At 56.4% G+C, this 22,304-nt stretch carries 19 protein-coding genes; 4 read left to right on the top strand and 15 right to left on the bottom strand.

The features are described 5' to 3' along the window. Positions 1–27 precede the first annotated feature (27 nt). The 7 genes from fis to ppa form a co-directional block, all read right to left on the bottom strand. Positions 28–357, bottom strand: a complete 330-nt coding sequence (fis, locus tag FHJ80_RS11960; RefSeq protein ID WP_139527388.1) for a DNA-binding transcriptional regulator Fis — start codon at positions 355–357, stop codon at positions 28–30. Next, complete coding sequence (dusB, locus tag FHJ80_RS11965; RefSeq protein ID WP_139527389.1) at positions 354–1,394, bottom strand: tRNA dihydrouridine synthase DusB; 1,041 nt, start codon at positions 1,392–1,394, stop codon at positions 354–356. The genes fis and dusB overlap by 4 nt, the downstream gene beginning before the upstream one ends. A 98-nt stretch (positions 1,395–1,492) precedes the next feature. Next, positions 1,493–2,404 (bottom strand): 50S ribosomal protein L11 methyltransferase, encoded by a 912-nt coding sequence (gene prmA / locus FHJ80_RS11970; protein WP_139527390.1) that lies wholly within the window; start codon positions 2,402–2,404, stop codon positions 1,493–1,495. Positions 2,405–2,546: 142 nt separating this feature from the next. Then, entirely contained in the window at positions 2,547–3,887 is a 1,341-nt protein-coding gene (gene accC / locus FHJ80_RS11975) for an acetyl-CoA carboxylase biotin carboxylase subunit (RefSeq protein ID WP_139527391.1), read from the bottom strand. Positions 3,888–3,917: 30 nt separating this feature from the next. Then, the gene (gene accB / locus FHJ80_RS11980) at positions 3,918–4,379 is read right to left on the bottom strand and encodes an acetyl-CoA carboxylase biotin carboxyl carrier protein (protein ID WP_139527392.1); all 462 of its coding nucleotides are present in this window, start codon (positions 4,377–4,379) and stop codon (positions 3,918–3,920) included. Positions 4,380–4,697: 318 nt separating this feature from the next. Beyond that, complete coding sequence (gene dsbD / locus FHJ80_RS11985) at positions 4,698–6,566, bottom strand: protein-disulfide reductase DsbD (protein WP_139527393.1); 1,869 nt, start codon at positions 6,564–6,566, stop codon at positions 4,698–4,700. A gap of 169 nt (positions 6,567–6,735) precedes the next feature. Beyond that, on the bottom strand, positions 6,736–7,266 hold the full coding sequence (gene ppa, locus FHJ80_RS11990) for an inorganic diphosphatase (RefSeq protein ID WP_139527394.1): 531 nt from the start codon (positions 7,264–7,266) through the stop codon (positions 6,736–6,738). A gap of 363 nt (positions 7,267–7,629) precedes the next feature. On the opposite strand from ppa, the gene FHJ80_RS11995 reads away from it, so the two are divergent. Then, on the top strand, positions 7,630–9,345 hold the full coding sequence (locus FHJ80_RS11995) for a bifunctional protein-serine/threonine kinase/phosphatase (RefSeq protein ID WP_139527395.1): 1,716 nt from the start codon (positions 7,630–7,632) through the stop codon (positions 9,343–9,345). Between the two features lie 93 nt (positions 9,346–9,438). Here FHJ80_RS11995 and FHJ80_RS12000 read toward each other — a convergent pair whose 3' ends face one another. Continuing rightward, positions 9,439–10,698 carry a 6-phosphofructokinase gene (locus FHJ80_RS12000; protein ID WP_139527396.1) on the bottom strand — a complete coding sequence of 420 codons (1,260 nt, stop codon included), beginning with the start codon at positions 10,696–10,698 and terminating at the stop codon, positions 9,439–9,441. 162 nt (positions 10,699–10,860) lie between these two features. After that, positions 10,861–11,532 (bottom strand): ribonuclease T, encoded by a 672-nt coding sequence (gene rnt, locus FHJ80_RS12005; protein WP_139527398.1) that lies wholly within the window; start codon positions 11,530–11,532, stop codon positions 10,861–10,863. Between the two features lie 207 nt (positions 11,533–11,739). Here rnt and FHJ80_RS12010 point away from each other — a divergent pair, with 207 nt between their 5' ends. After that, entirely contained in the window at positions 11,740–12,960 is a 1,221-nt protein-coding gene (locus FHJ80_RS12010; protein WP_139527400.1) for an argininosuccinate synthase, read from the top strand. Positions 12,961–13,009: 49 nt separating this feature from the next. Next, positions 13,010–13,342: an HlyU family transcriptional regulator gene (locus FHJ80_RS12015; RefSeq protein ID WP_139527402.1), complete on the top strand. Its 333-nt coding sequence runs from the start codon at positions 13,010–13,012 to the stop codon at positions 13,340–13,342. Here the strand turns inward: FHJ80_RS12015 and FHJ80_RS12020 are convergent. The 5 genes from FHJ80_RS12020 to FHJ80_RS12040 all read right to left on the bottom strand — a co-directional run bounded on the left by FHJ80_RS12020 (position 13,335) and on the right by FHJ80_RS12040 (position 20,025). Next, positions 13,335–14,543: an EAL and HDOD domain-containing protein gene (locus FHJ80_RS12020; RefSeq protein ID WP_139527404.1), complete on the bottom strand. Its 1,209-nt coding sequence runs from the start codon at positions 14,541–14,543 to the stop codon at positions 13,335–13,337. The two genes, FHJ80_RS12015 and FHJ80_RS12020, sit on opposite strands and share 8 nt — an antisense overlap. A 116-nt stretch (positions 14,544–14,659) precedes the next feature. Then, positions 14,660–17,392 carry a sensor histidine kinase gene (locus tag FHJ80_RS12025; protein ID WP_139527405.1) on the bottom strand — a complete coding sequence of 911 codons (2,733 nt, stop codon included), beginning with the start codon at positions 17,390–17,392 and terminating at the stop codon, positions 14,660–14,662. Positions 17,393–17,394: 2 nt separating this feature from the next. After that, complete coding sequence (locus FHJ80_RS12030) at positions 17,395–17,607, bottom strand: hypothetical protein (protein WP_139527407.1); 213 nt, start codon at positions 17,605–17,607, stop codon at positions 17,395–17,397. Beyond that, on the bottom strand, positions 17,597–19,654 hold the full coding sequence (locus FHJ80_RS12035) for a 3'-5' exonuclease (RefSeq protein WP_139527409.1): 2,058 nt from the start codon (positions 19,652–19,654) through the stop codon (positions 17,597–17,599). The genes FHJ80_RS12030 and FHJ80_RS12035 overlap by 11 nt, the downstream gene beginning before the upstream one ends. After that, positions 19,651–20,025, bottom strand: a complete 375-nt coding sequence (locus FHJ80_RS12040) for a response regulator transcription factor (protein ID WP_139527410.1) — start codon at positions 20,023–20,025, stop codon at positions 19,651–19,653. Before FHJ80_RS12040 ends, FHJ80_RS12035 begins: the two co-directional genes overlap by 4 nt. 137 nt (positions 20,026–20,162) lie before the next feature. Between FHJ80_RS12040 and FHJ80_RS12045 the strand changes: the two genes are divergently transcribed. Next, positions 20,163–21,254 carry a DUF3524 domain-containing protein gene (locus tag FHJ80_RS12045; protein ID WP_139527748.1) on the top strand — a complete coding sequence of 364 codons (1,092 nt, stop codon included), beginning with the start codon at positions 20,163–20,165 and terminating at the stop codon, positions 21,252–21,254. On the opposite strand, the gene FHJ80_RS12050 is transcribed toward FHJ80_RS12045, so the two are convergent. Then, complete coding sequence (locus tag FHJ80_RS12050) at positions 21,200–22,288, bottom strand: hypothetical protein (protein ID WP_139527412.1); 1,089 nt, start codon at positions 22,286–22,288, stop codon at positions 21,200–21,202. The genes FHJ80_RS12045 and FHJ80_RS12050 overlap by 55 nt on opposite strands. Positions 22,289–22,304 lie beyond the last annotated feature (16 nt).

Genomic DNA, 22,304 nt, shown 5'->3' on the forward strand with positions numbered 1-22,304 from the left:
CTAAGGTGAAAAAACGGCAACGCCCCATCAAGGGGCGTCACTTTCAATCAATCCATACTGCTTGAGTTTTTTGCGTAGCGTGCCACGGTTCAGACCAAGTACGTCGGCGGCGCGAGTTTGATTACCGTCGGTATGCTCCATCACGCACGCTAACAGTGGGGCCTCTACTTCGGCCATCACCATGGCATATAAGTCAGATGTTTGGCTGCCATCGAGATGCTCGAAGTAACGGCGCATGGCGGTCTCTACCGCTTCTCTCAGTGGCTGTGGCTGTGGCTGTGCGCTGGCGGAGGGGGCTGCTAGCGTGCCTGAGAGTCGTGAGGAGCGTTCGCTGGAGAGCAGGTCGCGTTCAGTCATGCCGCATGGCTTCCTTTGGCTAGCAGACGCTTCGAAGCGTCCTGGGTCATGGCGTTGTGGATCCAGTCAAACTGCTCGTCAGGCGTGGTCAGAGCGTTGAACTGCTGCTTGAGCGTGCGCTGCTGGGTACTGTTAAAGCGCGTGTCGTCGTCGAGATACCAGCCGACGTGCTTGCGCGCGATGCGCACTCCCATGGTGGTGCCATAGAAGTCATGAAGTGCCTGCAGATGCTCCAGCAGGACGCTGCATCGCTCAGCCAAGCCGGGTGATGCCAAGTGCTCACCATGGGTCAGGTAATGCGTGATTTGTTGAAAAATCCACGGATTGCCCTGTGCGCCGCGGCCAACCATCACTGCATCAGCGCCAGTGTAACGCAGCACATGAGCGGCTTTCTCCGGGGTGGTGATATCGCCATTGGCAATCACGGGGATCGTGAGGTGCGATTTTATGTCGGCGATCGTGTCGTACTCGGCTTCACCAGTATAGCGCTGTTCGCGGTGACGGCCATGAATGGCCAGCGCTTGGATGCCCGCAGATTCCGCCAGCTTGGCAATACGCAGTGCATTGTTAGAAGCGGCACACCAACCGGTGCGTATCTTAAGCGTGACGGGGATGTCCACCGCTTTCACAACGGCATCTAAAATCTCGGCGACCAGCGTTTCATCACGCATGAGGGCTGAGCCAGCGGCTTTGTTGCACACTTTTTTTGCCGGGCACCCCATATTGATGTCGATGATTTGCGCGCCTAGTTCGACATTGAGTCTCGCCGCCTGCGCCAGCATCTCGGCATCCCCGCCAGCGACCTGTACGACCCGTGGGTCGGGTTCGCCCTGATGATCCATACGTAGCTGGGATTTGCGCGTGTGCCAAAGCGAAGGGTCTGACGTGACCATCTCTCCCACGACCCAGCCCGCGCCTAACCGACGGCATAGCTGGCGAAATGGGCGATCAGTGACGCCCGCCATCGGGGCCAGCATGACCGGGTTAGGCAGTTGGTAAGGCCCAATCGCAGGTGGCGAAGTAGTCATCAACGTCATGGCGGTATACTTTGCTAGGCATGAAAGCGGCGAGTAGGGCGTTTCAAGGGAGCGTATGATACGCCTACTCGGCAAGCTATTGAAGGCCAATCCCGATTTTATGCGGGGCGACGGCCTGTCAAACGCACCCAGCCCTCTCGAAGGGTAGGCTCATCCATGTAGAGCCCTTGTGCTTCGTAGGCTTCTCGTACTTCGGTGGCTTGGTTGGCCAGTATGCCTGATAGCGCGATACGGCCACCAGGGGCCACGTGTCCAGCAATCGTATTGGATAGCTCGACCAGTGGGCCTGCTAAAATGTTGGCTGTAACGATGGGGTAGGGGCCGCCTTCCAACTGTTCAGGGTAACAGAGAGTGAACTGCTGGGCGTCGATGGCATTGCGCTCGGCATTGTCACGGCTAGCCTGCAATGCTTGCGGGTCGATATCCGTGCCATCGGCGTGGGAGGCGCCTAGCTTCAAGGCCGCAATGGCGAGAATGCCAGAGCCACAGCCGACGTCCAGCACATCTTTGCCCTGCAGTTCATGGTTTACCGCTAAACCATCCAGCCACTCGAGACACAGCGCGGTTGTCGGATGAGTGCCGGTCCCGAACGCAAGGCCCGGGTCGAGGATCAGATTGACCGCGCCCGCCTCGGGCGGCTCATGCCAACTCGGCACGATCCATAGTCGTTCCCCCATCCGCAGCGGCGTGAAGTCATCCATCCACTCCCGCTCCCAGTCGCGGTCTGCTAGCAGTTCGTACTCGATGGCCGGGCAGGGTTCACCTGGCATCTGTTCTGCCCAAGCCGCTTCGATACGGCTCAGCATGCCATCGATCCCATCAAGATCGTCGTAAAGCCCCGTCAATATGGTGTCTTGCCATAGCGGTGTCGTGCCGCGCTCGGGTTCGAAGACCGGGTCGTCGTGGGCATCTTGCATACCAATTGCCGTCGCGCCCTCTTCGAGCAGTAATTCTTCGAGAAGCTCGGCTTGTTCGGGAGCGACGTGTGCTTTTAATTGGAGCCAGGGCATGGGGAGTCTCCACGGCGAATAAGGAAGAAACAAACGGGTGATATCATCAAGACGACATCACGAAGCGGGTGCATTAGCGGAATGATAGGGGCCACCTCACGAAAATGCCCGCCAATAGGCGGGCATCGTCGCCACCAAAAGATTAGCTGCTCAGCTTTTTCTCGAGGTAGTGGATATTGACACCGCCCTGGCGGAAGTAGCTATCGCGGACCAGGTCTTTCTGCAGGTCGATGTTGGTTTTGATGCCTTCGACCAGCAGCTCGTCGAGTGCGTTGCGCATGCGCGTCAAGGCGATGTCGCGGTCAGCGCCCCAGGTAATCAACTTACCGATCAAGGAGTCGTAATGCGGCGGTACGGTGTAGCCGGTATACAGGTGTGAGTCCATGCGAACGCCGAGCCCACCAGGCGCGTGAAACAGGGTCACCTTGCCGGGAGACGGCATGAAGGTGCGCGAATCTTCAGCGTTAATACGACATTCGAACGCATGGCCGTTCAGCTTCACATCTTCCTGGCGAATCGACAGGGGTAGGCCGGCTGCAATGCGCAGCTGCTCTTTGACGATATCGACACCCGTCACCATTTCCGTCACCGGGTGCTCGACCTGAACACGAGTGTTCATTTCGATGAAGAAGAATTCACCATCTTCGTAGAGGAATTCGAAAGTGCCCGCGCCGCGATAGTTGATCTCGATACACGCTTGGCGACAAGCGTCGAGTACTTTCGCGCGCGCGTCAGGATCGAGGCCTGGCGCAGGTGCTTCTTCTAACACTTTCTGATGTCGACGCTGCAGCGAACAGTCGCGGTCATAGAGGTGAATGGCATTCCCCTGGCCGTCAGCCAATACCTGCACCTCCACATGGCGAGGCTTCTCTAGAAACTTCTCCATGTAGACCGTTCCGTCGCCGAAGGCTGCATGCGCTTCGGTTTGCGTGACGGTAATGGCAGACAGTAAGTGGCCTTCGGTGTGCACCACGCGCATACCGCGGCCGCCGCCACCCGCCGCTGCCTTGATGATCACCGGATAGCCAATGCGCTTCGCTGTGGCCAAGTTGGTGGCGTCATCGTCGCCAAGCGGCCCATCGGAGCCAGGCACAGTGGGAACGCCCGCCGCTTTCATGGCGTTGATAGCGCTCACTTTGTCGCCCATTAAGCGGATGGTCTCAGCGCGTGGGCCGATGAAGGTGAACCCCGAGCGCTCTACCTGCTCGGCAAAGTTGGCATTCTCAGAGAGAAAGCCATAACCGGGGTGAATGGCGCTCGAATCAGTGACTTCCGCCGCGCTGATCAACGCCGGGATGTTTAAGTACGACTGCGCTGATGAGGCGGGGCCGATACACACGGCTTCATCGGCGAGACGAACGTGCATCAGTTCGCGATCTGCCTTGGAGTGAACCGCTACGGTTTTGATCCCGAGTTCTTTGCAGGCGCGTAAGATACGAAGGGCAATCTCGCCGCGGTTCGCGATAAGTACCTTGTCCAGCATGGGAGAATCCACCCGTGTTGATATGAAAGATTAAGCGAGGACGATCATCGGTTGATCGAATTCCACTGGCTCGCCATCTTCCACTAGGATGGCCTCGACCACGCCATCGCGGTCAGCTTCGATTTGGTTCATCATTTTCATGGCTTCGACGATACAAACGGTATCGCCTTGCTTCACGGTGTCGCCCACTTCAACGAAGGCTTTGGCACCCGGTGCCGGGCTGCGGTAAAAGGTGCCTACCATGGGGGAGTTGACGGCTTCACCACGGTAGCTGGCACCCTGAGGCTCGGCTTCGGCCGGCGAAGTGGCTGCCGATGCTTGAGGAGCTGCCGGTGCGGGCTGCGCGTACTGCGGCATTGGCTGCGGCTGCCAAACGGCGCCATTGGGGTGACGGCTAATACGAACCGACTCTTCACCTTCTTGAATTTCGATTTCGCTGATATTGGACTCTTCCAGCAGCTCGATTAGTTTTTTGACTTTGCGAATATCCATCCGTAGGCCCCAAAAGTTGATCAAATTAGCACGTTGTCACAGGCCGACTAGGCCCGTATCGCGTGGCGCTCGCAAGCGCAGTAAACCAAATTCAAAAACGAAGAGAACGAGGCACGATCTCGAACGTTACCCCACGCTCATCGCTAAAAGATGCATTTTTAGCAAATATGGCTGCGGAGTTTGCCGAAAAACTCTACCAGTGTCTAGTATCCACCTAAAGAGGAGCAAATTTTGCGATTTAAACAATTGTTTGACGACGTTCGCGTCACAGTGGCTGTAAAGGTGTGCTGAAGCGCTGTCGTTTAGCGTGTTGCCTGTCTAGCTCTCTTGCCAGCGTTTGAAGGCATTTAAATGCTGCACGAGGGCTCCGGCAGACACCTCCCCTTGGATACGCGCTTCACGCACTTCTTGCCCTTGGTCAAACAGTAGCAGGCTAGGAGGACCAAAGAGTTGGAAATGATCGAGTAGTTCTCGGCTCTGCGTATTGGTCTTCGTGACATCGACCGAAATGAGTTGAAAATCGTTCAACGCCTCGGCGACTTGCGGAGTCGGGTAGACATCACGCTCCATGAGTTTGCACGATATACACCAATCGGCAGTGAAGTGTGCAAATACGGGACGTCCTTCGTGTGAGGCTTGCGCTAGGGCAGCCTCTAGCGCATCGAGACTGTCGACGTCTTCAAATTCTAGCGTGTCCACGGCCTGGGCAGTGCCAGAGGTAGTGGCCGCCAGAGGGCGAAGCGGGTTGCTACTGCCTTGAGCCGCGCCAAGCACCAGAGCGACCCCCCATGCCAGTAGCATCAAGCCTAGCGTTTGGCGCACTTTGGCCCAGCCAGATGTGCTTGCCGTCGTGAGAGCGCCAAGTGCAAGTGCGCTGCCGATGGCTAGCGCCGCCCACAGCAAGAGCGCCACTGAAGGGGCGATCAAACGCTCGACCATCCAAACGGCAACGCCGAGTAATAAAAGGCCAAACGCAATTTTGACGCCATTCATCCAGCCGCCAGAGCGTGGCAATAGTGTGGCGCCAAACGTGCCGACGAGCAATAGTGGGACCCCCATGCCGAGCCCTAGTGCAAACAGCACGGCGCCGCCCATGGCGGCATCTCCGGTTGAGGAGATGAATACTAATGCGCCCGCAAGGGGGGCCGTGACGCAAGGTGATACCACCAGTACCGATAGCGCGCCAGCAGCGGCGAGACCAAGTGGGCCGCTGCGCTGGGCGCGTGCTTGCCAGGTGTCTACTTTACCGGCAAGACGTGGCGAGACACGTAGATCGAACGCACCAAACATCGCCAACGCAAAAAGGCTAAACAGAATGGCGAAGGTGATCAGAACCGGTGCAGACTGTAAATGTGCCTGGAGGTTCAGCCCCGCGCCAAATAGGCCCATCAATACGCCCACCAGCGCATAAGTGACGGACATGCCAAGTACGTAGCTGGCAGAAAGTAAGAAAGCACGGGGTTTGGTGGGGTTCTGTCCAACGACGATGGACGCCAGGATTGGGATCATGGGCAGCACGCAGGGGGTAAAGGTAAGACCGATACCCGCGAGAAAAAAGAGCCCAAGAGCGAGCGGTAAACTGGTATTGCTGATGAGCGCGCTGAATTGGCTATCCTCACTTTGCGGCGCAGCGAAGCCAATGTTTCCGCCCGCTAGTGACGCTGAGTCGTTTGATGCGGATTCGACTGAAGCAGTCGACGTTGATGCGCTTGATGTTTTCTCGTTTTGCCAGTGGGCAAATACGCTGGGGGGTGACGCTTCAGCAGCCGTCAAGGTAATTTGCTCTGGCGGGTAGCACAGCCCTGCATCGGCACATCCCTGAAAGGTCAACGCGATGTCGATAGGACCGCTATAGGGTTGGCTAAGCGGGATATCGAACACTACTTTTTCGCGGAAAACGTACACGTCTCCCATGAATTCATCAGTAGTAAAGATGCCCTGTGGCAGGGTGGGCGTACCGAGTTCAATGGAGGGTTGCTCGCTTGTGACCGACAGCTGATGACGGTAAAGATAGTAGGCATCGGCAATGTCGAAGCCAACGCTCAGCGTTTCCCCATCGTGCCATGCGCTCGGCTGAAACGCTTCCATGACGGGCAAGAAGTCGCTGTCGCTGCTGGAAGAGAACCACTGCCCGTGGGCGAATAGAGGTAGCCAACAGAGCATGAAAAACAAGCTGAAACGTCGCATGAGTGGCACGTAGTATCCTTACGCAGTGATATCGAAAGGGCGCAAAAGAGCAGGATAACGCACCTGTCGAGGTTGGCGTACTGTCTGCGGTGACGTGACGCGGTCCTACGCCGTTCATCCCTACGTAAAAGGCCGCCTCGAGAGGCGGCCTTTCATAGGGCAGTGAGGCTTATGCTTTCTTGTAAGCAGCGGCCGATTTTTCGATAGCTTTACGCGCAGCTTCTACGCCTTCCCAAGACTCGACTTTCACCCACTTGCCTTTTTCGAGGTCTTTGTAGTTCTCGAAGAAGTGTGCGATTTGTTGGCGCAACAGTTCGGGCAGATCGGTCACTTCCTGAACGTCGTCATACAGCGATGAAAGTTTCGGGTGCGGTACGCAGACCAGTTTGGCATCTTCACCCGCTTCATCGGTCATGTTCAAGATGCCCACCGGGCGTGCGCGAATGATGCTGCCGGGCGCAACCGGGTGAGGAGTGACGACCAGGGCGTCCAAGGGGTCGCCGTCATCTGCCAGAGTATGCGGAATGAAGCCGTAGTTGGCCGGGTAGAACATGGGTGTAGCCATGAAACGATCAACGAGGAGGGCACCCATATCCTTGTCGATTTCGTACTTAATCGGCGCGTGGTTAGCAGGAATTTCAATGGCCACGTAGATATCGTTGGGCAAATCCTTTCCAGCGGGGATGTTATCAAAGTTCATCGTTGGTTCCTTGGCTTGGCTTTTCTTACCTAGTGCAGATTGCAGTAGCTAAGCAGTTGATGCATTGCATTAATGGTGAAGAATTATACGAACAAGGTGGATAGATTACCAATGCGACATAGGTGTTTGCCGTCACATATCCGCATCGATGGCAGCTTGACCTTCCTCGGCGATCTCGGTGGCGTCTCTTGGTGCATTGGCTGGGTAGTGGGCATGGCAGGGTGTCTTTTTGTGCTACTCTCGACGTTTGGTGGGCATCGCTTCGTCATGCCAGCATGTATGATAGCGCCTGATGCAGTAAGGATCGCGAGAAGTGCTCGCAATGATCGTTGCGATGGTGAGCCGTAAGTCTAGGAGGATGAGTTGGCGCACGCCCAGTTGCTAATGAGTTATGGACAAGCGTTCGTAGCCCCAGAACGCCGGCAGCACCGCAGTTCAATGTCGGTACGCCTACCAGAAGCGCCGCTGTTGAAGTTAAAGGGCGGCTGCGCAGTGATTAGTGACTCGATTTCTCGCAATACGATGGCGAAGCAGGCGGGGGATTTGAGCGTGCGCGGATTTCTTGCCGATTATTACTCCACGCCTGACCACTGGGACACCAAGACGTCGGCAACCCGCGTGCTACGTGCGTTGAATAGTTGGTGTTACAGCCAGAGCCAGCATGTCAAAGAGGGTAGCTTCGTCTCGTCGCTCTCGGCCATGGTGTTTTTAGGTCGCGAAGGTCATCTGTTTCACATGGGAGATACGCTGGTCTTTCGCCTACGAGGTGCCGAGTTTGAGCAGCTTACCCGTGATCACGTGACCGATGTGGGTGGGTATCGCTACCCCTCTCGCGCGTTAGGCATGGATGGCAGCGTCGATATCGATTACACCCATCTGGGCTTGAAGCAGGGTGACTTGTTCGTTTTCACCACTCAGGCCGTGCGCGGCACCTTGATGCCCTCTGATTATGTGCGGCTCATTCGCCAAGATGCTAGCGACCTAGATGCTGCTTGCGAGCGCTTGGCTGGCGAGGCAAAGCAGCGCGCGCAAGAGCGAGGGTATGGCGGCGATCAATTTTGCTTCCAATTACTCCGCATCGACGAACTGCCGGAAGAGGCAACCGATCACCCCAGCTTACTATATGGCGACCTGCCCATTCCTCCCGAATTGGCTCCCGGCGAGCGTCTAGATGGGTTGGAGGTGCAGGCCGTGCTGTCACGCAATGCACAGTCGAGGGTGTATCGCGTCCGCGATGTCTACAGTGATCGAGTCATGGTGATGAAGGCACCAAGCCCCGAGCTATCGTTGCGTAACGCCTATCTAGAGCACTTTTTGCTGCAGCAGTGGGTGGTCGAGCGGGTGAACTCCCCCTTTGTCGTCAAGGTCATGGAACCATCACGCCCGCGAAGATACCTCTATTACCTCATGCAAAACGTAGAAGGTGAGACGCTGCGTCAATGGGCCGAGCGGCACCCCCAGGCCAGTCTTGCTCAGCGTTTGGATATCGCCAACCAGTTGGGTAAGGCGGTACAAGCCCTGCACCATCGCGACATCATTCACCAACAGATCATGCCTGACAACGTGCTTATCGACTCGCACGGTAAGCTCGTGCTTGCTGACTTTAGTGCTTGCCATATGCGAGAAGTCGATGGACACCGCCACTCGGGCGAGCTGCTTCGTCAAATCGGTTTCAACGAACATACAGCTCCAGAGTATGCGCTTGGCGACAGCGTGGGTCGCCGCAGCGACCAGTACTCGTTGGCTTCTACGGTCTACTGGCTTTTGACCGGAGCATTACCTTATACGCTGACCCCCAATAAGTTGCGTTGCCATACCGATCTGGAAGAGCTCAGCTACCGTAGCGCTCGTACCACCAATCCAGAGATTACCCCTGCGCTTGACGAGGCGCTGCGTCGCGCGCTGGACCCGCAACGGCCACTGCGTTTTCGACGGATGTCGGAGTTCCTTCACGCGCTGAGGCTACCCCTGGGGCGTGCTGTGCAACGCGAAGAGCCCCGCACGGAGTCTCGACGCTTTTGGCAGGGCGTGGCGGGTATTTTGCTGCTGCTGTTGGTGCTCTCGTGGCTGCTGCGCTAGGCACGTTTCAAGCGCATACTGCGAATGTCAAAAGGGCGATGACACGAGTCATCGCCCTTTTATCTTTCGCCATCTCTGATGTTAGAACAGAGGTTACAGCGTGAAGGTTGGCAACTTCTGTTCCACTTTCGCAAGCTTCAACTTGGCGACTTTCGGAAGACCATTCTCGAACGGCGGAAAATCTTCGCCCTGGATCAGCGGTGATAAGTAGTCACGACACGCTTGGGTAATATCGAAACCGCTCTCGCTGATAAAGTCGCGGGGCATGAACTTCTCTTGGTTGGCGATTTGCGATAGCGGAGCAGAAATCACGTCCCACTGGTACGGGCTTTGTGAGATGCGGCGTATGGCCGGCATCATGGAGTTTTTGCCCGCCAGCGCCAGCGTGACCGCTTCACGGCCAACGGCATAAGCTTGTTCAACATCGGTTTTGGAAGCCAAGTGACGCGCCGCACGCTGCAGGTAGTCGGCCACGGCCCAATGGTATTTGTAGCCCAGGTCCTGCTTGATCATGCCGGCCAGGGTGGGCGCCACGCCGCCTAGCTGGCGGTGACCAAAGGCATCGGTATTGCCTGCATCCGCAAGGAAAGTGCCATCTTCGTAGCGCGCGCCTTCCGACACCACGATCACGCAGTAGCCAAATTTTTTGACGCTTTCATCGACTCGCGCCATGACCGCTTTACGGTTAAACGCCACTTCCGGGAAGATAATCAGGTGCGGTGGCTCGCCTTCTCCTTCGCCAGCCAGGCCTCCAGCCGCAGCAATCCAGCCCGCATGGCGTCCCATCACTTCCAGTACGAACACCTTGGTCGAGGTGGCGCACATGGACGCGATATCCAGCGACGCTTCCCGGGTCGAGGTGGCGATGTACTTCGCAACGCTGCCGAAACCAGGGCTGTTATCCGTGATGGGAAGATCATTGTCGACGGTTTTGGGAACGTGAATGGCCGTCAGCGGATACCCTAGTTTTTCGGAGAGCTGCGAGACTTTTAGGCAGGTATCGGCACTGTCGCCACCGCCGTTGTAGAAGAAATAGCGAATGTCGTGCGCTTTGAAAACCTCGATAAGACGCTCGTACTGCGCGCGGTGCGTATCGATGTCTTTCAGCTTGTAGCGACAAGAGCCAAACGCTCCGCCCGGGGTGTGTCGCAGAGCGGCAATGGCGTCATCGCTCTCCTGAGTGACATCGATCAAATCTTCCGTCAGTGCACCAATAATGCCGTTATGGCCGGCATACACCTTGCCGATCTGATCAGGGGCTTGCCGGCAAGCTTCGATAACGCCACAGGCGCTGGCATTGATGACGGCGGTAACGCCACCGGACTGGGCGTAAAAGGCATTATGCTGGGCCATGGAAACGTCTCATCTCCTCAAAACGGGTGGGATATCACATTGTAGCGGCAAGCGTTGGCTGCATTGCTTGCCTGAGAGCCAAGCGCTCGTAAATGACGTAAAGTTTATCGTAAAGCCATTTCTGGTGCATTAGATGCTGTTTCAAACGCGCTGCTGGCGGATTTATTCATCGCCGCCATCTAGCGCTTGTTCACGCTGAGCCAGCCGCCAGCCGCCTAAGTCTTTGTAGCGGTTGACCATGGCGCAAAACAGTTCGGCCGTTCGCTCGGTGTCATAGCGTGCCGAGTGGGCCGCCTTGTTGTCGAACTCGATCCCCGCGGCACGGCACGCTCTGGCGAGCACGGTTTGTCCATACACAAACCCCGCCAACGTCGCCGTGTCGAAACTGGAAAAGGGGTGAAACGGATTGCGCTTGACGTTGCAGCGGTTGGCCGCTGCATTCAAAAAGCCATGGTCGAATGCCGCATTGTGACCCACGAGTATCGCCCGGGAACAGCCGTGCGCCTTTAGCGATTTGCGTATGGGGCGAAATATTTCCCCTAGTGCTTCAGCCTCGCTTAACGCAACGTGCCGACGAAGCGGGTCATCCAGGTTGATGCCGGTGAAATCCAACGCTGATTGCTCGACATTGGCGCCTTCAAAAGGGTGAACATGATACGCGTAGGTGGCATCAGGCAGTAAATTGCCGTCGGGGTCCATGGTGAGTGTGACCGCTGCAATCTCCAACACGGCGTCCGTTTGGGCGTTAAACCCACCTGTCTCCAAATCAATGACAACCGGTAAGTAACTGCGAAAACGCTGGGCCATCAATTCGCGGGCAATTGCCTCGCTCATGCAGCTCTCCTTAGTAAAGCGAGTAGTCGGTCAGGGGTAGCGGTCAAGCTAGCCGCTAGGGTTTGGGTGATTCTAGCAGCTTTACCCCCAAGGCGTCGTTGACGGTATTCGCTGGGCATCGAGAACGCTATACTGCAGTTTGAATGAACAAGTAGTGCGTAAGGGCGCTACTCCTTCTGGTGAACTGCTTTTTACAAGGAGCAAAGAATGTCCGATGTCAAAAAGGTTGTGCTGGCATATTCAGGCGGCCTGGACACATCCGTTATCGTCAAGTGGTTGCAAGAAACCTACAACTGCGAGGTTGTGACCTTTACTGCCGACATCGGTCAGGGTGAAGAAGTCGAGCCTGCCCGCGCCAAGGCTCAGGCTCTCGGCGTCAAAGAGATTTACATCGAAGACCTACGCGAAGAGTTCGTGCGTGACTACGTCTTTCCGATGTTTCGTGCCAATACCATCTATGAAGGTGAGTACCTGCTGGGCACCTCCATCGCTCGCCCGCTGATCGCCAAGCGCCTGATCGAAATCGCCAATGAAACCGGCGCCGATGCCATCTCCCATGGCGCAACGGGTAAAGGTAACGATCAAGTGCGTTTCGAACTGGGCGGTTACGCGCTAAAGCCGGGCGTTAAAGTCATTGCTCCCTGGCGCGAGTGGGACCTGACGTCTCGCGAAAAGCTGATGGCTTACTGCGAAGAACACAGCATCCCGGTGGATTTCTCCAACAAGAAAAAGAAATCTCCCTACTCCATGGACGCCAACCTGCTGCACATCTCCTATGAAGGCGGCATTCTGGAAGATCCGTGGGCGGAAGCCGAAGAGGACATGTGGCGCTGGAGTGTTTCTCCCGAAGCTGCGCCCGAGCAACCCACTTACGTTGAGCTGACGTTCGAGAAAGGCGACATCGTGGCCATCGATGGCGAAACGATGAAGCCGCACGAAGTGCTCGAAAAGCTCAACAAGCTGGGCGGCGACAACGGTATCGGACGTTTGGATATCGTCGAAAACCGCTACGTGGGCATGAAGTCGCGGGGTTGCTACGAAACGCCGGGGGGTACGATCATGCTGCGCGCCCACCGTGCGATCGAATCATTGACGCTAGATCGTGAAGAAGCGCATCTTAAAGATCAGCTCATGCCCAAGTATGCCGAAGTGATCTACAACGGCTATTGGTGGAGCCCTGAACGCCGCATGCTGCAAGCTGCTATCGACGAGACCCAGAAGAGTGTTTCTGGCGTGGTGCGTATGAAGCTGTACAAAGGCAACGCAACGGTCGTTGGCCGTAAATCCGAGCAGTCTCTGTTCGATGAGTCCATTGCCACGTTTGAAGACGACGCGGGTGCGTATAACCAAAAAGACGCCGAAGGCTTCATTAAGCTGAACGCGCTGCGTCTGCGAATTGCCGCTGGCAAAGGCCGTCAGCAGAGCTAGCGTTGAGCGGTGGCCAGTGAACACTGGCCACCGCCTACCAGGAGTCTTTATGTTTAAAAAATTGCTTTCAGGCCTGTTTGGGGGCCACGGCAGCGACGAAACGAACACCGGCACCAAAGCCGCCGAACCGGTGGAGTACAAAGAGTATCTCATCGTTTCGCAGCCCGATCATCAAAGTGGTCAGTATCGGGTAAGCGGTTGGATCCGTAAACTGGACAACCAGGGCGGGGCGCAGGAGCACCGTTTCGAGCGTTCTGACATGGTGCCTGGGCGGGACGCATGCGACGCCTTGATGGTGTCGAAGGCGCAGCGCTATATCGATGAAGTGGGCGATGCGATGTTCGAGTCAGACCCTCGCCGGGAGAACCCACCCACTAGCTAATGTGCGAGTCCATTAGCGTTCGTGCTTCAGCCGCCGCCTGCAGTATCAACTCTGCAGGCACATCGGCAGGAGGGCTACCGCGCTCAGTGGCTTCGATATGTGCAAGCAGCTCGCCAAGTGGGCCTTGACGTTGGATAAGCGCCTGATGGATCGGCTGGCTCAGTGGTAGCTCCTTAAGCATCGTTTCGAGGTCGATCCCTATGATGACCGGCATATGCGAAAAGAGTCCGGTGATAAAGCCTTCTTCCTCGTCTAACCCGCGTTGCTCGGCAAGTGCTTCGCATGCAAATGCCCGAGTCAATCCGCTAATGAGGTTGATTTTGCTCGCAGGATTATTGCCCGCTAACATGATGATCGATACCAGCGTGCGTAACTCTTTCAACCCGATGATATGAATACAGTCGAGTAGTTTGTGGACAGGGTGCTGAGCTGCCTTTTCTGCCGAATTGGCGCGTTTAAGGACGGCGTTCAATAAATAGGGGTCACGTGCAATGAGCGTACTCAAAGCAGGCAAGCGCACTCTATCGCTGTAAAGCTGAGCCAGCAGTTGCATTTGATTAGCGCGTGATGTGCTATGTCGCTGCGTGTTTGTGGTTTGTACCTGAGGCCGCTGGTAAAAATACCCTTGAAATAAGCTAAATCCAAGCGCCTTACACTTTTCAAACTCTTCGTAAGTTTCTACACGCTCGGCTAACAGCGTATAGCCATCTTTATAAAGACGTTGAATGAGCGCAGTGGGGAGCCCGGTAGAGATATCGAATTTAACAATATCCGCTAAGGCTAATAGTGCACGGTTTGCGTCGGTCAATTCGAAATCATCAAGCGCTAACGTATAGCCTTGGTATTTCAGCTTACGTAATGCATGCAATAGCGCGTTATTGACCTCGGTATCTTCGAGTATTTCAATGACGATTTGACTCTGCGGCAGGCCGCCTAAGTCGGGGTTGAGTAACCACTCTCCAGAGGCATTGATAAAAAGCTTACGCTGACCACACAGTTTATCCAGGCCGATTTCATAAATAGCGACAGCACAAGCACGAGCGGTGGCTTGCACATCATCGAAAATGGCGGCACTACTGGCCGAACAGTCGCCACGATACAGTAGCTCATCAGCTACATGTTGTAGGCGAGCGTCGACAATTGGCTGTATTGCAATGGTGTACTGGTCGGTAGTCGTCTTATCTTGCGCTGACCCTTGCATAATGCCGCTGCTCCAACTGTCAGAGGGAAAACGGGCGGACGCGCAGAATAGCGTAAAAATACAAACGTGTGCTAGTTACACTAGGTCACAGTGCGTTGAATGGCACAATTGTTTACTTAAACGATGTGTCGTGGAAGCGAAAGCGTCATCGCAGCACCGCCTAAAGAAGAAGCGTCTACCCAAAGCTCGCCATCTAAGTGGTGAATAATGGCACGGCTGATGGGTAAGCCTAAACCGCTTCCTTTGGGCCGGTGAGACGCATGCTCGTTTTTCGATAACGTCAATTGATAAAACTTTTCGAATACATTGTCACGTTCACCGATCGGGATGCCTGGCCCATTATCCTCAATGCTCAGGCAATATCCTTGGTCCGCTTCGTAAACGTGTAAACGTATGCGCGGATGTTCTGGGTTGGCAAACTTTCGCGCATTCTCCAACAGATTGATGATGACCTGTTCAAGGCGATCTGGATCGGCCATGACGGGCGCATTGGAGACATCACAAACCCACTCGACATCGATGCCCTGCTCGGCGTGCAGTCGTGCCAGTGCTTGGCGGCTTTGCTGCGCAATGTGAATCAAGTCAACCGTAATGGGCTGGAGGGATAGGTGGCCGCTCTCGAGCCGCGCCAAGTCAAGAATTTCGTCGATCAATCGAGACAAACGCTCACTCTCGAGCACCATGATGTCCAGAAATTGCTGGCGTTTTTCAGCCTCAATGGTGGGTGTGTCACGCAAAATCTCGGCAAACGAACGGATGGAAGTGAGCGGAGTGCGAAGCTCGTGACTGACCATCGCCACGAACTCATCCTTCATTCGATCCACTTCCCGCAGCTGCTCATTGGCACGGCGCAGCTCCTCGCCAATGCGAGCTAACTCCTGGGATTTTTGCTCTAATTGGCGGTTGTACTCCAAAGCCTGCGAGGTCGTGTCGAGAATGGTGAGTATCGAGGCCATGTCCAGTGCCTCACCGCGTAGAACGGAGTGTATCAAGACGCTGGCAGACGCGTTGCCAAGCGACCCGGCCAGAGCTTGTTCGGCACGAGTGATCAACTCTCTCGACGCGGGACGTTGCTGAGCATCGGTCTCCTTCAAGAGCGAAGGAGGGGCGTTGCGAAATACCTTGTGCGTTGCCCCATGGCCCAGATAGCGGACGAGTAGGGCATATAAGTCACCTTCGGTAGTTTGGCCTTGCCAGCTAGACGCTGTAGGTAAATGGGGGTGCAGAGCCTCGGTGAAGAGCGCTGCCTGCGCTTGCTCCATGGGCGTGGCTCGCGTGAAGAGCGACACCGCGACCAATAAGCCGACGTTTGCGGTCATGCTCCAAAACAGCGAGTGTGTGTAGATATCCCACCCGCTGAGTCCCAGTAAGGCGTAGGGGGCGAGCCAGCCGATGCCCCAAGGGCCTTGTGTCATGAACTCTGCTTCCAACCAACCGGACTGGGCAAATCCCGGCAGTAGCAGCGTGTAGCACCATACCCAAAAGCCTGCCACTAATCCCCAGGTGGCGCCTTGACGAGTCGCCCCGCGCCAATAAAGGCCGATCAATAGCGCAGGGGCAAATTGTGCCACGCCCGCAAACGAGACCAGTCCAATAGTCACCAAACTGTAGCTATCGCCAATCAGTGCATGGTAGAGATAGCCCATGATCAAAATGACCAAAATGGCGATACGCCGGATGTTCAAAAGCCAAATGGCGAGGCGACCATGGCGTCCTGTTTGCCAGCCTTTTAGTTTTAATAAAAGTGGCATCACTAGTTGGTTACTCACCATGGTAGACAGCGCGATGGTTTCGACGATGACCATGCCGGTGGCCGCCGAGAGTCCGCCAATGAACACCAATAGTGGTAAACCATCTAGCCCTGCGGAGAGCGGTAGCGTGAGCACGAAGCTATCCGGGTCACTCTCGCCCAAGAGGACGCCTGCCAACGCAATAGGAATGACGAACAGGTTGATCAGTAGCAAATAGAGCGGAAAGAGCCAACTGGCACGCTCCAAGTGCTGCTCATCCACGCTCTCTACGACCAGGACCTGAAACTGCCTGGGCAACGTGAAGAAGGCCAAAAACGCGAGCATTAGCATGCCGACCCAGCCCGTCGCACCACCAGGAACGTTCTCCAAATGCATGCTAGTGATGAGTGCTGGCGCCTCGGCGGTGGCTGCTAGAAGAGCGCCAGGGCCTTCGAACAGAAGGAAAGTGACGAAGATACCGACTGCCAGAAACGCCACCAGCTTGACCAAGGACTCGACGGCGATGGCCGCTACCATGCCTTCATGTCGCTCGCTGGCATCAAGATGACGGGTGCCGAACAGAATGATGAACAGGGCCAAGACGATCGCAATCCAAAAGGAGCGATCCATCCAGAAGCGTTCATGTTCGAGCGTGGTATCGGCACCTAGGGGATAGTTCATCAGTACCGCATGACTCACCGTGATGGCTTTGAGCTGGAGTGCTATATACGGCGTAATCGTGATCAATGCCATGACGGCCACCAGTGCGCCAAGTAGCGAACTTTTCCCATAACGGGCGCTAATGAAATCGGCGATGGAAGTGATACGCTGCCGAGCGGCGATCCGCACCATTTTGCGCAACGTAAAAGGGGCCAGCAGCATGGCCAGCGTGGGTCCCAAATAGATCAGCAAGAAGCTAGGTCCGAACTGCGCTGCGCGCCCGACGCTGCCGTAAAACGTCCAGGCAGTGCAGTACACGGCTATCGATAACGCATAGACAGTAGGCGAGTTGATGAGTGAGCGCCCCTGTTCGGCTCGTCGGTCCCCCCAGGCTGCGACCAAGAAAAGCAGGGCTAAGTAGCCAAAGGCGGCGCCCAACACTACCCAGTCGCTGCGCATGTTCATGGTTGCTTGGGGCGTTTTGCCAGCCAGGCAGCCAGGCCAATCACCCACCCCCAAGCCAAGAAGAGATAGAGCGGTAGCCAGCCCAGTATACCAGGCAACCGATCGACTATAAGTAAGATGGGCGGGCTGAATAAAAACAGCGCTAGTAGCGCAAGGGCGAAGCGACGCGCCTGCTGCCGAGGGTGAGGGGCAGGTGCATTATGGCGCACTGGCGTCTTCCTTATCGAACGCATTGGCCTGGAGGGCCAGCAGCTCTTCTAGCGTGTCGATACCGCGGGCTTCCAAACGGGGCAAGAGGGCTAGCCAAAGCTCGGCGGTGACACGAGCATCGCCCAGTGCGGTATGCCGGGTGTTGGGCGGAAAATGTAAATCATAACGCCTGGCTAACGTATCCAGGTCGTGCCCATCCAGCGCTTCATCTAGCGCTTTGGAGATCAGCAGCGTGTCCAGCACGGGGATGTCGAAATGAACGCCGTGCCCGCTGATGGCCAACATGTCGAACGCCGCATTATGAGCGAGCATGACGGCGTCCCCTACGTAATCCCGGAACTGAGCCAATACGGTGTGAAGCGGTTCTGCATCCGCTACGTCCGCGTCAGTAATGCCATGAATGACGGTGCTGGCGGCGGGAATGGGCCGCTGGGGATCGACGTAGTGATCGAACGCGTCGCTTGCCAATAAGCGGCCATTGACGATGCGACAAGCGCCAAGGCTTACCACCGTGTCTCCCCGGCGTAGCTCGAGACCAGTGGTTTCGGTATCGAACGCCACGATCTCCAAGCAGCGTATCGCCCGATGGGCGAGGGCTTCGTCGGGCGCAGGTAGCTGTGCGATACCAAAATCATGAAATTCCGGACGAGGGGGAGCCATCTCTCTTGGCGCGTGGGTTTGTGTAATCGCGGGTAGCGGGAGTCGCAGTCGAGCATGGCACTTATCCGCATCGGCTACGCTCCAAATATCTGTAGCGTGCTGACGCAGAATATCGGCCACCGCCGGGCCAAGTGGTAGCGTGTTCAAGATCGTATCTCGCCAAACGCTGAGTTCGCCTTCAGGAACGGGCGCGCCCTGCCACATCAAGTCAACGTAGGCACGTTTCGGTTGAAGCGAGATTTCTCCTTCAAAGCCACGGGTAGGCAAGTGGCAGCGAAGATGTTCCACCAATGATGCGAAGAGTTCGATCAGTGCCGGGGCATCCCCTTTGAACCAAGCGGGAACACCAATCGGTGTAATCAAACGGTGGGCTGGGTCGAGACGCTCATCCAGCGCCTGCCAGAAGTCATTGGACCAAATGGGCCGCAAGCGTTCACCGTGATACTGAAGATCATCCAGTAGCGTGGCGAACTCAGCCACGTGCTGATTCAGTGCTTGGCTCTCATCGTGCATGACCCCCTCTAAGCGTGTTCGCAGTTCAAGGGGGACGTTCGTGGCGTGGATATGACGCAGCGCGTCGACGGCACTGCTAACGTTGGCGGCATGCTGGCGCAGTGGCGGGAGGCGACGGTTGAGCTCGGCCCGCACGCCCATTTCATTGTTCCAAGTGGTCGTGGCATCGCTACAGGTCACGAGCGTCTCGCGCTCACTGCCTGGAACCCGCCGAATCACCACTTTTACCCAGCGCTGGCCGCAGTGGGTGAGCATTTCACGAGGTGAACCATCGTCGGGCAGTTGTGCCATGGCATTGGCTAGCGTTGCGGTCGGCAGTAGGGCATCCAGGCGCTTCCCCAGCCCTAACCCGGTATTGCCAGTAAAGAACGTTTCGGCGGCTTGATTGAACAGCATCACCCGACGATGCCGATCACACAGCAGCAGTGGTGTTTCCAGTACCTGAAGCAGGGTTTCCAACTCTTGCCGAATACGCGAAGCGCTACGCGCCCCCTCGGCATGGGCGGTGGCGAGCCGCATGCGGTCGGCGCGCCAGCTTTGGCTGACGCGGCGTAGATCAGGGCCTAGCCCTTTTAGCCAACCTTCTGGAGCCTCCTCGTCTTGGGCGTCTGGGTTGGCCACCCACCGGGCCAACTGAGTTTGTAAATGCCGTAAGGGCGCTAATAACCGACGTTCTAGCAGTACGCCCATCAGGCACAATGTCATCCCCCCGGAAAGGCTGCCAAGCCACAGCGCCACACGCGCCAAGCCGGAGAGCGCGATCTGACTATCCAGCCACGCCGCAAACAGCACGCCGCCCAGCAGGCTGATGCCACTGAGAAGCAGCCAAGCACCCACCAGGCGCTGTCGCTTTGGAAGGCCTTTGAACGTCATGTGTCACGCTCGCCAAGCAGTGCTTTGACTTTCTCGACTAATTGGTGGGTCGAGAACGGCTTAGTAACGTAGTCATCGGCACCCAACGCTAATCCCTTTTCGCGCTCTACTTCCCGCCCATGTGCCGTTAACATGATGACCGGCAGGTGCCGCTCGCGCTCTGAGCGACGCAGCTGTTCCAATACTTCGAAGCCACTGATACCCGGCAGGCTAATGTCTAGCAGCAGCAGGTCGGGAGAGGTGTCGGCAATTCGCTGCAATGCCGTTTCACCGTCGGTAGCGGTAATCACCGTCAGCCCGGCATGGGACATGAGGAACTCGAGGGACAGTAGAATATTCGGTTCATCATCGACCACTAATACATTGGCCATTACGGTTTCCCCAGCGGCGTTAGATGCGCAGTCAGACTGCAAGCGATGATTTAAGTGTATGTAGCGTGAGGCATTCGGCCAAGACGACCTTGGCCGAATGTGGCACACGGCGAGGACGCTTCACCGGTAGAGAGATGATGCGCATTTTATTGTTATCGGCTTACGAGGCGGTTAGCCACCGCTATTGGGCAAATACATTGATGGCGGAGGTGACCGAGGTCGAATGGACGCTGCTGAGCTTGCCAGCGCGTCACTTCTCTTGGCGTATTCGTGGCAACCCTTTGAGTTGGTGGTTGAAAGAGCAGGCGACATTGAGCCAGCGCTACGATGTGATCCTGGCGACTTCCATGGTGGATATCGCCACGTTGGTGGGATTGTTCCCCCACTTAGGACAGGCACGCAAGGTGGTCTATTTTCATGAAAACCAGTTTGCTTACCCGGAATCCAGCGAGCAAATTCCCCAAGTCGAGGCAAAGATGGTCAACCTGTACGCTGCGCTGGCGGCAGATGAGCTGGTATTCAACACGGCCTACAACCGTGACTCCTTTTTCGATGGCGCGCGACGTTTCTTGAAAAAAATGCCGGAGAATCTGCCCGCGGCCCAGCCCCTTGAACGTTTGCGGAGAGCGGCCCGCATCGTGCCCGTGCCGATTGCTGCCGCCGGTGGTCGTGCGGTCGTCAACCCCAATCCGCAGCGACTGATTTGGAACCACCGCTGGGAGTATGACAAAAACCCAGAGGATTTCTTCAAGGTACTGTTCAAGCTTAGCGAGCAGCAAGTGCCGTTCGAGTTGGCGGTGTTGGGACAGCAGTTTCGCGAGGTGCCGGGGATTTTCGCCGAGGCCCAGAAGCGTTTGGCGGCACATATCGTTTGCTGGGGGGCGCAGCCAGAAAAAAAGTATCGCGCGCTGCTCGAAGGCGGCGGCATCGTCGTATCGACCACCTGGCATGAGTTTCAAGGATTGGCCATCATGGAAGCCACCCAACGAGGTGCCACGCCGCTAGTGCCGGACCGGCTTTGTTTCCCGGAGCTTTACCCAAATGAATATCGCTATGATGGCACGCAAGAGGGGCTGTTTCATCGTTTAAAAGCGTGGTTATTGGATCCGACGTGCCAGCCTGCGTTGCTTGACACGTGCTCCTGGGAGTGGCCGCGTTGGCAAGCCGTATATCGTCATCTGCTGATGCAAGGGGCGTCGAGTGACTCCATGCGCCGGGTGGGCCAGTGAACGATCGCCGTATGGCGGCGCATCTTGTCGGCAAGCCCAGGGTGATGATCGCGAATCACCTGCTCGGCAAAATTCGATAAAAATCGCGATTTCAATACGGCCCTCGCACGGTCCACACCGCTATCTTGGTAAGGCGTTGACGCCAAAAGCATAAAACCGTCCTTGGGAATTCGCCCCGCACGCATGTTGGCCTCGATAATGCTTGCGGCGGTCGACAATGGGGCCGCCAGGTCTGGTCCGTAGGGACCGATGATCAACGCGGTGTTAGGTAGGTGCAAGAAGTCGAAGCCGCGTCCAATGCAGATGACCCACTCGCGATGCTCGATTTCGAGCTCTCGGGTCACGCCGCTTAGCTCGCTTACATGGGCCATGTTGCCCAGCAGCAGCGGCAGCAGATCTCGTTGAACATCATCTGGCATGTCGGGACAAAGGCTCGCTAACGTGGCATGTAAATCATTCGCTGGTCGATCGATCCAGTCGCGTATATCGAGCACCTCGCCACCTTGGCCGTGAAGAATCATGGCGTCGCTGTCGGTTTCAAAGCCGCACACGAGCGGGTAGACCTGCTGATGGTCGTGGCCAAACAGCTGGCCTGCTTGCTGAGCAATGGCGTACGCGTGGGCTTTGGCCGCGTCGGCATCGCAGTTGAACCCGGCGCACCCCCGTGCGGGATGTCCGCTGGAAAAATGGTAAGTAATCAGCAACAGCGTGGCGCGACCGCTCTGAGTGGCTTGCAAGACAGTCTCGGTGAGCAGCTCGCCGAGATAAGGCCAGCCTAGGTCGAAAATACCGCCTAGATTACGAAACGGTGTGATGATTCCAAGCGGTGTCTGCGTGGCGTGGGGAATATGGATTCGGCCATCCATACATTTCATCACCACAATCGACGTCGGATGCTTGGCCATATAGCGCTGGCGGGCCAGCCAGGCATCGGGGCTGCAAAAACGTTCGGCGTGCTGCCTGGAAAGTTGCAGCAGGGCATCGATACGCTGGGTAATAGGCTGGCGGTAGAGGTCAGCAGTGGTGCTTGGCATGGGACGATCCTGGCGG

The sequence above is a fragment of the Halomonas sp. BL6 genome (assembly GCF_006228115.1).
In the GTDB taxonomy this organism is placed as follows: domain Bacteria; phylum Pseudomonadota; class Gammaproteobacteria; order Pseudomonadales; family Halomonadaceae; genus Vreelandella; species Vreelandella piezotolerans.